Origin of the sequence: Streptomyces afghaniensis, assembly GCF_044327915.1 — a bacterium.
Classification (GTDB): domain Bacteria; phylum Actinomycetota; class Actinomycetes; order Streptomycetales; family Streptomycetaceae; genus Streptomyces; species Streptomyces afghaniensis.
This window is the reverse complement of record NZ_JBIRGJ010000005.1, coordinates 298,532-312,878: the sequence shown is the minus strand read 5'-3', so window position 1 is coordinate 312,878 and position 14,347 is coordinate 298,532. Positions and strand designations below refer to the sequence as shown.

The following is a 14,347-nucleotide window of genomic DNA, read 5'->3' as shown; positions in this document are numbered from 1 at the left end:
TGATGTGCGAGCGGGGCCTTGACGGGGAGTCAGCCCCACTCGATGTCGGACGTGGTCTCCAGCGGCGGGCGGTCCGCCGCAGCCTCGGGCACGCGCAGGGTGTCGCCCTTGTGGAGGGCGGCGGGGAAGCGCACCCGGGTGCGGTCCTCGACCTCGCCGAGGGTGACCTGGAAGACCCTGAACTCGTCCAGTTCCAGCGCTTCCAGCTGGTCCAGGTTCTGGGTGAGCAGAAACGCCCTGGCCTTCAGTTCGCCGTTCTGGGTGAAGACGATGACCTTGTAGAACTCCCGGGCTACGGGCACGTCACGGTAGACACGGTCGTCGTCCTGGAACACCGGTCCGCCGAAGACGCTGATCTTCAGGTCGTCGACGTCGACGTCGGCGAAGACGGCGTCCTCCAGCGCGCCCCACACCCCGTTCTTGGAGCTCTGGTTGAAGTCGTCCATCTGCGGGGTGATGTTGGTGTAGAAGAACGAGTCGGTGTTGGCCTTGCGCGCCTCCGGCAGGCTGCCCCAGAGCAGGTCGGCGCGGCGGGCGATGTGCCCCCGGTCGAGCCGGTTGGCCTGGTACAGCTCGTTGCCGACCTGCGCCGTGCCGGGCAGCCGCGGATCCTTGACGAAGGGGATCCCGCTGCGGCTGAGCTTCTTCAACGAGCCGCCGTCGACGTTCCAGGCCACCCAGAACGGGAAGCGCCGCTTCTTGCTCAGGGTGAGGGAGAAATGCGTGTACGGGATGACCGGCGAGCCGTCGAGGAGTACGGCATCGCGCGTGAGGCCGGTGTCCAGTTCCGGGGCCTCGACCCGTTCGCCGAGGAAGTCGGCGTCGTAGCCGGAGATGATCTCCAACTGCTCCGGCGCCGGCTGGCTGAGGGTGATGTCGAGCTTCTCGAACACCGAGGTCGACAGGCAGGCGAGGGCGTGCTCGTCCGGTTCGCCGGTGCCCTCGCCGGCGAAGTGCAGACCGGCCAGCACCGTGCTCACGCGGTTGCCCTCCGTGAACATCCACACCGCGCCGGAGTCACCGCCACTGCTGACCTCACCGTCCGCCGACGGATGAGCGGGGTCCGGGCCGATCTCGAAGCACCCGATGGTCTGCACGCCCGTCACCCCGCCGTAGTCGATCTTCGCTACGGTGTCGACGCGGCGGACGATGCCATGGGTGACCCCGGTGGACCGGCCGCTCTTGACCACCTTGTCGCCGAGCTCCGGCTCCCCCAGGGTCCGGGGGGCGACGTCCAGTTCGAGGATTTCCGGGAGGGAGTTGCGGTCCTCGACGGTCGCCACCGCGCAGTCCCCGGCCACGCCCAGGTGGGAGCGCTTGAGCACGCCCATCCGGTTGCGGTCGATGCGGTTGTCGTCCCGTGTGCCGGGCTGCACGACCTCGATCCCCAGCTCGCCGAACGGCCCGTGCAGCACATGCCAGTTGCTGAGCACGTACGGTGTGCCGTCGGCCCGGTCGAACACGACGCAGCCGATGGTGCCGGCCGACACCGTCACCGCGCCGACGCTGGCCCCGGGCCGGATGGGATCCAGCCGGCTCTTGCGCAGCGGGCTCTCGACCTCGGCCACCATGTGGAAGCTCGGCTTGTAGGTGCGCTCGATGACATCGGTGGGCACCTCGAAGCCGTCGACGGTGATGCTGGCCGGGATCAGCGAGGTGCCCAGGGACTCCAGCGCCTCCGGCTCGGCCTTGGTCGCCACGGTGAACTGCAACGCCACTTCGCCGCCCGGCTGGTCGCCGGTGACCTTGCGGCCGACGCCCACCGACGTGATGTTGGGATCCTCCAGCAGGTGCGGGCCCCGGACGCGGACGTACTGCCGCAGCGACGAGATGAGTTCATCGTCAGAGGGCGAGCCCTTCTTCGCAGAGGCCGACTTCGCAGCGGACTTCGACGCGGACTTCGTAGGGGACTTCGAAGCGGACTTCGACGCGGCTCGCGGTTGCGAGGTCTTCGATGTGGTCTTCTTCGGATTCGTGGTTCTGGTGGCCATGCTGGCACGCATCCCTTCGGAGCCGAGCACCGGAGAGGCGCCGGGGCACAACGCCTTTTCCCTGGTGAGTCATTCCGTGGCGGCGCCTTTTTGGCTCTCATGTCCATCATGGTCCAGCGGTATGAAGAGGCAAGTTGACGTTGGAGCTTGCCTCTTCCGCACCTTGGTGAGTCGTCACCCAGTCAATGACTTCCGATGAAGCGTCAAATGTTGAAGGCGGACCTAACGCCGTTGGTTTCCGATGGTGACGATGCCCTTCGTCCTGGCTCCGGTCTCGTTGTCGTAGAGGACATCGCCGGTGGACTTCTTCCAGATCTTGATGCGGAAGGTGTCCGGGCCGTCGGTGGCGGTGACTCTGAAGGCGTAGCCACCCTTGCCGCCCACCGTGCCGGTGCCCTGGTAGACGGCCCGGGAGCCGTTCACCACGAGCCAGTCGGAGCCGGTCGAGCGGAAGGTGAGCCGGGCGGAGCCGAAGACGAACGTGGCCTTGCCGGTGGGGACGGCGGCGCCCTTGCGGTACTGGGCGCCCAGGGTGAACGCGGCCTTTCCGGTCAGCCCCGGCCTGCCCGGGTAGGCACCGGCCGGCGAGGTGATCGTGCCGGCGCCGGCAACGGGCCCGGCGGCCCGGTCGTAGACGATCAGCTCGGAGAGCGTGGTGCTGTCCGTGCCCTTGTCGTCGTCGGTGACCGTGACGACCGGGCGGTGGATGCCCGCCTCGTCGTAGACGTGTGCGGCCCGGCAGCCGGAGTCGGTGACCGTGCCGGACGTCGGCCGGCTGCCGTCCTTCCAGTCGACCTCGCAGGTGTGGCGGTCGCCCCTGCCCGCGTCGTCGAAGGACGCGGTGACGACGGCGGCCTTGCCCGCCGGCAGGGGCGAGCCGGGGCCCTCGGCGGACGTGATCGTCGGGGCGGCGTTGGAGACCTTGACGGTCACGGTGTCGGTGCCGCGCCCGCCGGTCAGGGTGACCTGGAACGTGCCGTCGTCGGTGCAGACGAGGGTCGTCCGGGCCGCCGCGGGGTCCTTGACGGAGCACGGGGCGCCGTCCTGCACGGTCCACTGGGGCGTGCCTGCCCCGGAGAGGGTTCCGGCGAGTGTGATCGCCTCGCCCTCGGTGCCGGTGGCGTCCGGACCGGCGTGGACGACGGTGACCGGGTCGATGCCGCCGAGGGTCGGGACGACCTTCTCGATCAGGCCGTCGGAGTCGAACTCCAGCTTGTCGATGGTGGTTTCGCGGTGGGTGCCGTCTCCTCCTGGGATGGCGAAGCGGTGGTAGGCGATGTACCAGTCGTCGGTGTTCGGGACGTGGACGACGGAGTGGTGGCCCGGGCCCTTGATGCCCAGGGACAGGTCCTTCTCCAGGATCACGCCCCGCTTGGTCCACGGGCCGGTGGGCGAGGGACCGGTCGCGTAGGCGACGCGGTAGTTCTCGTCCCGGGTGTCGTTCTCCGACCACATGAAGTAGTAGGTGTCCTTGCGCTTGAGGACGAAGGTGCCCTCGTTGTAGCCGCTCGGGGTGATGTCCTGGACCTTCGAGGTGTCGATGGAGGTCATGTCGTCGCCCAGCGGGACGACGTAGGCGCGGCCGTTGCCCCAGTAGAGGTACTGCTTGCCGTCGTCGTCGGTGAAGACCGCCGGGTCGATCATCTGGCCGCGGAAGTCACCGGCCTTCAGCAGCGGCTTGCCCAGGGCGTCCTTGAACGGTCCGGTGGGCGAGTCGGACACCGCGACGCCGATGTTCGCGTCGGCGCAGAAGTAGAAGTAGTACTTCCCGTCCTTCTCCGTCATCGCCGGCGCCCAGGCCCGGCTGTCCGCCCAGCCGACGTCCGGCCCCAGGTCGAGGATGACGCCGTGGTCCTTCCAGTGGACCAGGTCCGTGGAGGAGTAGGCCTTGAACTGCGTGCCGCTCCAGCCCTCGAAGCCGTCGGTCGTCGGGTAGATGTAGAAGGTGTCGCCGAAGCGCACGATGTTCGGGTCGGCGTTCAGGCCCGGCAGGACCGGTGTCCTCATGATCAGCGCCGAGACCTTCCAGGCGCGCTTCTTGCCGTCCGACCCGGTGACCTCGTACGTCACCGGCTTGGTGAAGTCCCGCACGCTGCCGGAGGCGGGGCTGATCGTCGCGCCCGCGGCGAGGGTGAACTCCGGTGCCAGCGCGGTGAGATCGGTGCCCTCCTTCAACGGCAGGGTGACCGTGCCGGCCGCGTTGTCGACGATCGCGCCGACCTTGAGCGCCGGGTGTGTCGCCTTGGCGATGCCCGCCGTGTTGCCGCTGAGTTCCATGACCTCGGCGCCTGTGAGGGCACGGTCGTAGATGCGGAAGTCGTCGACCTCGCCGCCGAAGTACGGGTCGGCCGCGTACAGGGACCGGCCGATGTAGCCGCTGTGGTCCTTGGCCGCGTCGTACAGCTCGGACGGCTTGATGGTGGTCGTCGTGCGGGCCGCTTCGACGCCGTCCGCGTAGAGGACCATCGTGCCGGTGGCGCCGTCGAGGGTCACCGTGACGTGCCGCCACTGGCCGGGCGTGAGCTGCGAGCCGGCCGTCAGCTTCGACTCCGCCGACCAACTCGCCTTCGTGATGGCCGAGTAGAGGCTGGAGCCGCCGTTGGACGGCGTGGCGAACAGGTACTTGTCGCTGTCGGGACCGAGCCCGAACAGCCACTGGAAGCTGCTGCCGCCCTTCCACTTGGCGTACGTCGACACCGTCACGCTGTCGGCGTTCTTCAGCACACCGTTCGGGATCTTCACGTACGGCGAGTCGGAGCCGCCGGACATCCTGAACGAGCCGCCCTCGACGCCGGTGCCGAACTCGGGCGTGCGCACATAGGTGCCGTGGCGGCCGTGCCCGCTGGAGTCACGGGCGATGCTGCCGCCGGTCTCGTCGAAGTCGTAGTGCAGAAGCAGGTCGGCCGGGACGTCCGGCCCTTCGGCGGACACGGTGACCTCGGCCCGGACGGGGATCGCGGCACCGTCCGGCAGGCTGCCGGTCACGGTGAAGGTGCCGGCCTGGGCGTACTTCGACGCCGGTACGTCCTCCCAGGTGACCGCGACGGGACGCTTGACGCCGTCGGCGTACTCGGCGATCACCGTGGCCGGCAGCACCGGCGCCTTGCCGATCCCGGTCTTCACGGAGACGTCCTCGACGCTCTTCACGATCTGATCGGGCTGGTAGGCGCGCAGCAGCCGGTCGTACTCGGCCTGGGTGACCGGCAGCACCGTGCCGTGCCGGGGCTTGGCGGGCAGGTCGTAGCCGGTGGACGGGGTCCAGGTGCCGGAGTCGAGGTCGGTCGTCTCGAACGGGATGTAGCCGCGGCCGCCGAACTCGTCGAGGAACGCGTACCACTTCTCCTCGGTGTTGGACTTGAACACCAGCGGTCCCTCGGCGGCGTTCATCGCGCCCTTGCCGATGCCCTCGGCGACCGCGGTCCACGACGGGTCCAGGATCGAGTCGCTCTTCTCCTGGAAGATGAACTTGCTGTTGGGGGTGGAGGAGGTGTTGTTCCGCTCGTCCTTGGACAGGCGGTAGTACGTGCCGTCGTGGCGGATCATCGTGGAGTCGATGACCGAGTAGCCGCGGTCGATCCAGACCTTGGGCTCGCTGAAGGTGTGGAAGTCGCGGGTGGTGGCGTACATCATGCGGTTGTACGTGTCGCCGGAGTGGTCGGCGTTGTCGTACAGCTTCGACGCCCAGAAGACCACGTACTCGCCGCGCTCCGCGTCGTAGAACGCCTCCGGCGCCCAGGTGTTGCCCGCGCTGTCGGGCGACACCTCGACCAGGCGCTGGTCGGTCCAGTGGACGAGGTCGGTGGACTCCCAGACCATGATGGACTTGCTGCCGGTGCGCTGGGCGGCGTCCCAGTCGCCGTTGCCGTAGATCCTGAGGTCGGTGGCGATCTGGTAGAACTTGTCGCCCTCCGGGGAGCGGATGATGAACGGGTCGCGCAGGCCCTTCTCGCCGAGCGTGGAGGTGAGGACCGGCTTGCCGTCGTTCAGCTCGCGCCAGTGCAGCGGGTCGTTGCCCTTGCTGAGGGCGGCGTAGAGCTGTTCGCCGTCGGAGGTGCCCTCGCCGGTGAAGTAGCTGAACATGTAGCCCTTGAGGGCCGCTTCGGCGGGCAGTTCGGGCACCTTGGCCGTCATGACGCGCGTGGCCTCGGCCTCGCCCTTGGTGACGGTGGCGGTCAACTCGACGGTGGTGGCGCCGTCGCCGTGCGCGGGGCGGTTGACCTCGCCGCCGGCGGACACGACGTCGGGCTTCGCGGAGGACCAGGTGACGGCCGTGCCGAGGGCACCGCTCCTGGGGAGGGTGAGGTTGCCGCGGGCGTCGTCGAGGTTGTGGACCGTGAGCGCCTCGGCGGCCTGCCGGACGGCGGCCGCGTCGTCGAGTGCGGGCCGCACCGTGACGTCGAAGGTCTTGGTGCCGGTCACGGTGCCCTTCTTCAGGGTCGCCGTGAGAGTGGCGCGGCCGTCCGGTGAACCGGCCTCGGGGCGGGTGACCTTGCCGGTGTCGGACACCACGGACGGGTTGTCGCTGTTCCAGCTGATGGTGGAGCCGCCGGCCGGGCCGACCTTGGGCAGGTCCAGGTCCGAGGTGACGCCGCTGGTGTCACCGAGGCTCAGCGCCTCCTGGTCGGCGGCGACGCCCTGCGTGGCGACCGGGAGGGAGAGCTGCTCGGCCTCCGACCCGTCCAACGCCCGGTCGTAGACCCGGAAGTCACGTATCCGGCCCTTGAAGAGCTTGTCGCCGTCGTAGACGGACTTGCCGATGTAGTTGGCCTTGGTGGTGCCGGAGCCGATGGCGCCGGGCGTGATGGTGACCGAGGTGTTGCGGCCGACCTCGACGCCGTCCTCGTAAAGCACACCGGTGGAGCCGCTCTGGGCGTAGGTGATGTGCTTCCACACCCCGCGGGTCAGGTTGTGGGAGTCGGACGGCTTGGTGGTCTGCTCGGTCGACCAGTTGCCCGTCGCGACGGAGGTGCGGAAGGAGTTGCCGGTGGTGAACAGGTAACCGTTGCCGCTGCCCGCGCTGGTGTTGCCGAAGCCGTAGAGGAAGTAGGGCGTGCTCTGGGCGGAGTCGATCAGTACGTCCATGGAGACGGTGATCGAGTCCATGCCCTTCATGATGTCGTCCGGCACCTTGATGTAGGTGTCCGAACCGTTGAAGGCGAGCCCCTGACCTGATGCCGACCAGTCGGCGGTGCCGCTGACCGTGCCGTTCCGGCCGTTGCCGGAGGCGTCGGTCACGGTGCCGCCGGAGCCCGCGTCGAGCTTGTACCACAGGGCCAGGCCGTCGGTGATGTCCGCGGCTTCGGCCGCCGGTGCCGCCTGGTCCGCCTGGGCGGAAGGGGTGGGTCCGGCGAGGGTGAGCAGCATCGACGCGGCGGTCAGTCCGGCGAGTTGGCCCGCCCGACGTCTCGCGCGGCTGCGAAGTCGTGCGCATCGTGCGACGTGCGTCATGTCGAGGTTCCCTGCTGAGGCATGCGGACAGGCGGACAGGCGGAAAGCTGAACGAGGAGCCGACGAGGCGGCGGCAATCCCTTGCCGTGGGCCTGCCGTTACACACAGGTGACGTGTGTGTTGCGAGAGTCTCAGTCGACGCCCTGGGCAGCGTCAATAGGTTCCGAACAATGTCCGACAGGTCGAACAAATCCGTCCGACTCGCGGTGGTCTACGGGGGTGAGCCGTGTGCCCTGTGTCTGGGCCGGTCAGCGCGGAGTGCTGCGCGCGCCCAGGGCCAGTGCCGCCGCCAGGCCCCGGCCGTCGGCGATGCCGCCCGCGGCCACGACGGGCGTGTCTCCCGCGATGTCCACCACCTGCGGAACCAGCACCATCGTGGCCACCTCGCCACCCTGACCGCCCGCCTCGCCACCCTGGGCGACGATGACGTCCGCGCCCGCACCCACGGCCTGCTCCGCCTGCTGGACGTCCATGACCTGCTGGATCCACAGGATGCCCGCGTCGTGGGCGCGCTCGATCAGGTCGCCGGGAACACCGAGGTGGAACGAGACGGCGGCCGGGCGCTCGTCCAGGGTCGCCTGGAACGCCTCCTCGTTCAGCGGGCGGAGAGTGTGGTTGATGGCGCACCGCCGTGCCCAGACTGCCGAGGGCCCCCGCCCCGCACAGGGCGGCAGCGAGGTCGACCTGCTCGAACGGCCCGTACGGTGCGCCGATGACCGGCACCTCGATACCGAGTACGTCGCACAGCCGCGTCCGCAGCATCGTCGCCTCCTCCCGGCACAGGGTCGATCGGTGCCGTTCCCGACCATCCTGACCCGCCGGCGGCGTCGCCCCACGCCAGCCGGTGCACTACGGCTCCCCGGCGCCCGCGGCCGTGCGACGTCCGGTCCGAGAGCCGCGGTCAGGAGCCGAGCCGGTCGGCTGGGGCGACTGCCGCCGGCCGGCCGGCGGGAATGACCGGTGGCGTCTCCCGGGGCCGCCGCACCCGCACCCCGACCAGAGCCCGCGCCATCACCCCGGGGTTGAGCAGGACCGAAGGCTCCGCTGCCCGCATGCGAACATCGCCAGGCGACGGGCGATGCAGGGATCGGACACGGCTGCCGTCCGGACCGCCCGTTGGAGCGCGTCGGGCGGTTTCGCGAGCGCTTCCTTCCGGCCGAGGGCGTCGTACTTGTCGATGAACCTGTGCGCTCGGCGGTAGGAGCGCAGCGCCTGGCGCAGCTGCCCGCCCCCAGCCAGGGCTTCGGCGGTCGCGTCGGTCAGCCACGCCGCGGTGTGGGATCCCGGCGAACGCACGGACAGTCGGTGCCGACGAGGTCGACACCTGGCGCGCACCGGCGAGCGACTTACCGCTTGGCCGCGAGATTCCGGTCGATCCGCTCGTGCAGCGCGATTCCGAGGGAAACGGACACGTTGAGAGACTCGGTCGAGCTCATCATGGGGATGGAAACCGAGGCGGAAGACGCTTTCTCGAACAGGTCGGAAGGCCCGCCTTTTTCGCTGCCGAACAACAGGGCCAGCCGATCCGGACGGTCTCCGAGTTCCTTCACCGAAATGTCGCCGTCTGCCTTGAGCGTCATCAGCTGCAGACCGCTGTCCCGAATGAAGGCAATCGCCTCCTCGCGACCGGAGAGGACGACGGGAAGTGAGAAGACATAACCGCGGCTGGCCCTTTGCAGACGCCGGTCCGCGATGCTGGTGATGTCACTGTCGACCAGGACGATCCCCGACGCCCCGAGCGCGAGCGACGTTCGTACTATCGCGCCGATATTGCCGACGATCTTCACCCCGTCGAGAACGACGACGTCCCCGCTCCGGCTTTCGATGTCGCTGAACCTGGCCGGGCGGGGAACGCGGGCGATGCCGAACGTCTTGGCCTTCCGCTCCCCCTTGAACAACTGGTTGACGATCGAGGAGTCGATGAGGCGGACCGGTACGTTCTGCCGCCTGCACAGATCCAGCAACTCGGGTGGGAAAGGACTGCTGTCGCTGCCGTAGACCTCGATGAACTCCACCCCGGCCGTGATGCTGTGCATCAGGGGCTCGACGTCCTCGATCAACGTTGTCTTTATGTTGGATCGCGAAGGTTTGGTGACGTCGATGATCCGCTGCACCGCGGGATCGGACGGGTTTGCGATGGTGTCCAACTCAGTCATGGTCGTCCTACCGGCTGCTGTGTTCAGTGACGCGATTCCTGGGAGTCGCCGCTATTCGGCGAAACTCCCCGCTCTTCCCCAGGCCCGCGCGGCCTGTCCCCGCACGCCGAGTATTCGCCCAGATCATACCTTCACGGGCTGCGCCGAGCCAGTTCGGTTCACGGCAGCAAGGTCTCGTTCGCCCCGCGAGCGGCGGGGGCTGCGCCCTAAGGGACTGTAAGGACTTCGCTCCCGGCATTGAGCGCCCCTGTTCGCGCCGTCGACTCTGTGTGCTCCCAGGGCCGCAGACAAGGGAGTTCCGATGGCCACACAGACCACCGCCGAGCGTGCGCGCAAGCCGCGCCACGACGAACGCAGGGTCGTCAGCAACATCGTGCGCGGATCGATCGGCAACCTGATCGAGTGGTACGACTGGTACGCGTACACCGCCTTCAGCGTCTACTTCGCCTCCGTCTTCTTCCCCTCCGGCGACCAGACCGCCCAACTCCTGAACACCGCCGCGGTGTTCGCCGTCGGCTTCCTGATGCGGCCGATCGGCGGCTGGATCCTCGGCCGCTACGCCGACCGCCGTGGCCGCCGCGCGGCGCTGACGCTCTCGGTGACGCTCATGGCGGCCGGTTCACTGATCGTCGCGCTGACCCCGTCGTACGGCTCGATCGGGGTCGCGGCCCCAGTGCTCCTGGTCACCGCGCGGCTGCTGCAGGGTCTCTCGGTGGGAGGTGAGTACTCGACCTCCGCCACCTACATGTCCGAGGTGGCCTCGCCCGGCCGCCGCGGCTACTACTCCAGCTTCCAGTACGTCACCCTCATCGCCGGCCAGCTGACGGCGCTCGGTCTGCAGATCGTCCTGCAACAGGTGCTCAGCCCCGCGCAGATGGAGTCCTGGGGCTGGCGGATCGCGTTCGTCGTCGGCGCCGCGGGGGCGGTGGTCGTGCTGTGGCTGCGGCGCGGCATGGACGAGTCCGAGAGCTTCGAGCGTGCCGCCTCGGAGGGTGAGCAGGAGCGGAGCGGCCCGGCCCGCGGCAGCCTGCGGCTGCTGCTGTCCTACCCGCGGCAGTGCCTGGTCGTCGTCGGGCTGACCATGGGCGGCACGCTGTTCTTCTACACGTACACCACCTACCTGCAGAAGTTCATGGTCAACACCAGCGGCATCGACAAGCCCACGGCGGCCTGGATCAACTTCTTCGCGCTGCTCGTGTTCGTCGTGCTCCAGCCGGTCATGGGCCTGCTCTCCGACCGGGTGGGGCGGCGTCCCCTGCTGATCGCGTTCGGCGTGCTGGGCACCGTGGTGGTGGTGCCCTCGCTGACTCTGCTGTCGCACACCAGCGACCCCGTGTACGCGTTCCTGCTGATGGTCGTGCCGCTGGCCGTCAGTTCCCTGTACACCTCGATCAGCGCGGTGGTGAAGGCCGAGCTGTTCCCGACCTCGATCCGGGCGCTCGGCGTCGGCCTGCCGTACGCGCTGACCGTGGCCGTGTTCGGCGGGACCGCCGAGTACGTCGCCCTCTGGTTCAAGAACGCCGGACACGAGAACTGGTACTTCTACTACGTCACCGCCTGTGTCCTGATCTCGCTGCTCGTCTACATTCGGATGCGCGAGACCTCCGACGCGTCGCCGCTGGACGAGGACGTTTCCCGGTCTCGCGGCTGACGAGGCGGGAAGGAGGCGACCGTGCGGGTGCTGCTGGCCGAGGACGACGACGGGGTGGCGGGCGCGCTGACCGAGGCGCTGTACGACAACGGCCACCTGCCGTCCCGGGTGCGGCGCGGCGAGGACGTGCTCGCCCGTCATCGGCAGGCGGACCTGCTGCTGCTCGACCTCGGCCTGCCCGACGTGGACGGTCTGGAGGTGCTGCGCAAGCTGCGCGCGGTCAGTGCCCTGCCGGTGGTGGTGCTCACCGCGCGGGGCGACGAACGGTCGGTGGTGCGCGGCCTGCGGCTCGGCGCCGACGACTATCTGGTCAAGCCGGTCCGGCTGGCCGAGCTGCTGGCCCGCATCGAGGCCGTCACCCGTCGCGCCACGGCACCCGCCGCCCCGGCGCCGCGCACCGTGCGCGTCGCCGACGTCGAGGTCGACCTCGACGCACGCCGGGTGACGGTCGGCGGCGCGGAAGTGCGGCTGACCACCAAGGAGTTCGAGGTCCTCGCCGCCCTGGCGGCCCGGGCCGGCACGGCGGTCAGCCGCCAGCAGCTGATGGACGAGGTGTGGGGCGACGCCTTCCTCGCCGTGTCCCGCTCGCTCGACGTGCACCTCACCCAGGTGCGGGCCAAGCTCGGCCGCCCCGAGGTGCTGACCACCATCCGCGGCTTCGGCTACCGCTTCGGCGACTGAGCCGGTCACCGACGGCAGGCCCTGTTCATGCGCACCCGCGTCCTCACCGTGGTCCTGGCCTTCGTGGTCCTCGCCGTGGCCGGCTTCGCCGTCCCGCTGCTGGCCGTCACCGCCGCGCAGCGCACCCAGCAGCTCGTCGCCGCGCGCACCGCCGACCTCGACCGTTTCGCCGGGCTGGCCGAGCAGGCCGCCGAGAGCGACGACACCGGCGCGCTCACCGCCGACGTGCGCCGCTACACCGAGCTGTACGGCGAGGCCGTCGTGGTCGTCGACGCCCGCCGTGCCCCGCTGGTGCAGACGGGCGGCCTGCGCGCCGCCGACCCGGCCGTCGCCCGGCTCGTCGACGCGGCGCTGCGCAACCAGCCCGTCTCGCCCGGGGGGACGCTGCGGCCCTGGTCCCGGTCCGACCGGCTGCTCGCCCGCCCCGTGGGCACCGGCACCAGGGTGTCCGGCGCCGTGGTGCTGCGGGCCTCGGTGCGGGCCGCCGCGGACGACATCGCCCTGCGCTGGGCGCTCGTCCTGGCCGGCGCCGGCCTGTTCGCCGTGGCCTGTGTGCTGCTCGCCCGCCGGGCCACGCGGTGGGTCGTACGGCCGCTGCACCGCCTCGACCGCGCGGTCGGCACCCTGGCCGCCGGCCTGCCGCCCGAGCACGCGCGGGCCGGCGGCCCGCCGGAGCTGCGCCAGCTGGCCACCGGCTTCAACCGCATGGCCGACGCGGTCACCACCGCGCTGGAACAGCAGCGCCGGCTCGTCGCCGACACCTCTCACCAGCTGCGCAACCCACTGGCCGCCCTGCGGCTGCGCATCGACTCGCTCCAGCCCCACCTGCGCACCTCCGCCGGCCGCACCTACACCGGGGTGACGGCCGAGCTCGAACGCATGGAGCACCTCCTCGACGACCTGCTCACCCTGGCGAACGCCGAGCACCGCGCCGGCGAACTGGCCGTTACAAAGGCGCGGGCATCATGCTGCGACGCCACGGCGGTCGCCGCGGCCCAAGTCCGGCTGTGGCAGCCGGTGGCCGAACAGGCCGGAGTCCGCCTGAAGTTCGTCCCCGGCCCCGCCGTCCTCATGGCCTGCCCGGAGGGAGAGCTGGCCCAGGTGGCCGGCATCCTCTTCGACAACGCGATCAAGTACGCCGGGAACGGCGCCCGCGTGGAGGCCCGTTGTGTCACCGAGGGCGCGGACGCGGTGTTCGAGGTACGGGACGACGGACCGGGCCTGAGCTCGGGCGAACTCTCCCGGGCGGGCACCCGCTTCTGGCGCTCGGAACGCCACCGCGAGGTACGCGGCAGCGGCCTCGGCCTGGCGATCGCCGAGCGGCTGGTGGCCGGTCACGCCGGACACGTCGCGTTCACGGCGTCCGAACCGCACGGCCTGCGCGTCCGGGTCGTGCTTCCGAAGGGGCACGCGGCATGACCGGCCCCGCCCGCCCCACGACCCGCCGCACCGTGCTGCGCACCGCACTCGGCGCGGCGGGCACCGGCCTGCTCGCAGGCTCCACGGCGGCGGACGCGCGGCATGCGGACAGGGGCCCCGAGGGGCTTGTGAGGATCGCGACCGGCGAGACCGACGGGTTCTACGCGGCCTTCGGGCGACTGCTCGCGGCCCAGATCACGGCCGCCTACCCCCGGCTGTCCTGCGAGGTGGTCCTCAGCGAGGGCAGCGTGGCCAACGTACGGCTGCTCCGGGCCCGCCGGGCCGACGTGGCCCTGGCCCTGTCGGACATCGCGTGGGCGGCGTACGGGGGCACCGCACCGTTCGGCCGCCGCGTTCCGCTGTGTGCGATCGGCAGGGTCTACGAGAACTACGTCCAGCTGGCCGTGCGCGCCGAGTCGCCGCTGCGCACCGTGTCCGACCTGGCGGGCCGCACGGTCTCGCTGGGCGCGCCCGCGTCCGGGGGTGCCGTGCTCGGCGACCGTCTGCTGCGCGTCGCGGGCCTGACCCCCGGCACGGACGTGCGGGTCCGGCATCTGCTGATGCCACAGGCGGCCCGCGCGATGCGGACCGGTGAGATCGACGCGCTGCTGGTCGCGGGGGGTGTACCGCTCCCCGTACTGTCCGGGCTCGACACCCGCCCCGGCATCCGCTTGCTGCCCCTGTCCGGCCTGTTGCCCCGGCTGCGCGCCGGCCTCGGCCCGGAGGGGGCGGGTCTGGAGGCGGTGACGGTGCCGGCCGGGGCGTACCGGGAGACCCCCGAGGTCTCCACCATCGGCGTCGCCAATCTCCTGCTCTGCCGCCCCGGCCTCCCCTCCCCCGTCGCCGCCGCCCTCACCCACGTCCTGGTCCGCCGGGCCACCCGCCTCGTGCCCGCCCCGGCCCTCGGCACCCAGTTCCTCGACGCCCGCAGCCTGATCTCCACCGGCGCCGTCCCCCTGCATCCGGGGGCGGTCGCCGCCTATCGCGAACTGCACGGCTAG

At 70.4% G+C, this 14,347-nt stretch carries 9 protein-coding genes; 4 read left to right on the top strand and 5 right to left on the bottom strand.

Annotated features, from left to right (window positions below; all coding sequences use genetic code 11):
- Positions 1-29 precede the first annotated feature (29 nt).
- From ACH4G3_RS20125 to nshR, 5 genes are all read right to left on the bottom strand, one after another.
- On the bottom strand, positions 30-1,991 hold the full coding sequence (locus ACH4G3_RS20125; RefSeq protein ID WP_397625767.1) for a DNA/RNA non-specific endonuclease: 1,962 nt from the start codon (positions 1,989-1,991) through the stop codon (positions 30-32).
- A gap of 222 nt (positions 1,992-2,213) precedes the next feature.
- Positions 2,214-7,439 (bottom strand): family 43 glycosylhydrolase, encoded by a 5,226-nt coding sequence (locus ACH4G3_RS20120; protein WP_397625766.1) that lies wholly within the window; start codon positions 7,437-7,439, stop codon positions 2,214-2,216.
- Between the two features lie 248 nt (positions 7,440-7,687).
- Positions 7,688-8,248 (bottom strand): nitronate monooxygenase, encoded by a 561-nt coding sequence (locus ACH4G3_RS20115; protein ID WP_397626169.1) that lies wholly within the window; start codon positions 8,246-8,248, stop codon positions 7,688-7,690.
- A gap of 202 nt (positions 8,249-8,450) precedes the next feature.
- Entirely contained in the window at positions 8,451-8,735 is a 285-nt protein-coding gene (locus ACH4G3_RS20110) for a hypothetical protein (RefSeq protein WP_397625765.1), read from the bottom strand.
- Between the two features lie 50 nt (positions 8,736-8,785).
- Positions 8,786-9,595: an NshR/TsnR family 23S rRNA methyltransferase gene (gene nshR / locus ACH4G3_RS20105; RefSeq protein WP_397625764.1), complete on the bottom strand. Its 810-nt coding sequence runs from the start codon at positions 9,593-9,595 to the stop codon at positions 8,786-8,788.
- A 301-nt stretch (positions 9,596-9,896) separates the two neighbouring features.
- On the opposite strand from nshR, the gene ACH4G3_RS20100 reads away from it, so the two are divergent.
- The 4 genes from ACH4G3_RS20100 to ACH4G3_RS20085 are packed head-to-tail and all read left to right on the top strand — an operon-like array spanning position 9,897 to position 14,347.
- The gene (locus ACH4G3_RS20100) at positions 9,897-11,246 is read left to right on the top strand and encodes an MFS transporter (protein ID WP_397625763.1); all 1,350 of its coding nucleotides are present in this window, start codon (positions 9,897-9,899) and stop codon (positions 11,244-11,246) included.
- 21 nt (positions 11,247-11,267) lie between these two features.
- Positions 11,268-11,927: a response regulator transcription factor gene (locus ACH4G3_RS20095; RefSeq protein ID WP_397625762.1), complete on the top strand. Its 660-nt coding sequence runs from the start codon at positions 11,268-11,270 to the stop codon at positions 11,925-11,927.
- A gap of 27 nt (positions 11,928-11,954) precedes the next feature.
- On the top strand, positions 11,955-13,346 hold the full coding sequence (locus ACH4G3_RS20090) for a sensor histidine kinase (protein ID WP_397625761.1): 1,392 nt from the start codon (positions 11,955-11,957) through the stop codon (positions 13,344-13,346).
- Positions 13,343-14,347, top strand: coding sequence for a TAXI family TRAP transporter solute-binding subunit (locus ACH4G3_RS20085; protein WP_397625760.1), 1,005 nt, complete (start codon positions 13,343-13,345; stop codon positions 14,345-14,347). The genes ACH4G3_RS20090 and ACH4G3_RS20085 overlap by 4 nt, the downstream gene beginning before the upstream one ends.

Coding starts and splice junctions, on each gene's coding strand:
- ACH4G3_RS20090 (WP_397625761.1), top strand. CDS start 11,955: ATGCGCACCCGCGTCCTCACCGTGGTCCTGGCCTTCGTGGTCCTCGCC.
- ACH4G3_RS20125 (WP_397625767.1), bottom strand. CDS start 1,991: ATGGCCACCAGAACCACGAATCCGAAGAAGACCACATCGAAGACCTCG.
- ACH4G3_RS20100 (WP_397625763.1), top strand. CDS start 9,897: ATGGCCACACAGACCACCGCCGAGCGTGCGCGCAAGCCGCGCCACGAC.
- ACH4G3_RS20115 (WP_397626169.1), bottom strand. CDS start 8,248: ATGGTCGGGAACGGCACCGATCGACCCTGTGCCGGGAGGAGGCGACGA.
- ACH4G3_RS20085 (WP_397625760.1), top strand. CDS start 13,343: ATGACCGGCCCCGCCCGCCCCACGACCCGCCGCACCGTGCTGCGCACC.
- nshR (WP_397625764.1), bottom strand. CDS start 9,595: ATGACTGAGTTGGACACCATCGCAAACCCGTCCGATCCCGCGGTGCAG.
- ACH4G3_RS20120 (WP_397625766.1), bottom strand. CDS start 7,439: ATGACGCACGTCGCACGATGCGCACGACTTCGCAGCCGCGCGAGACGT.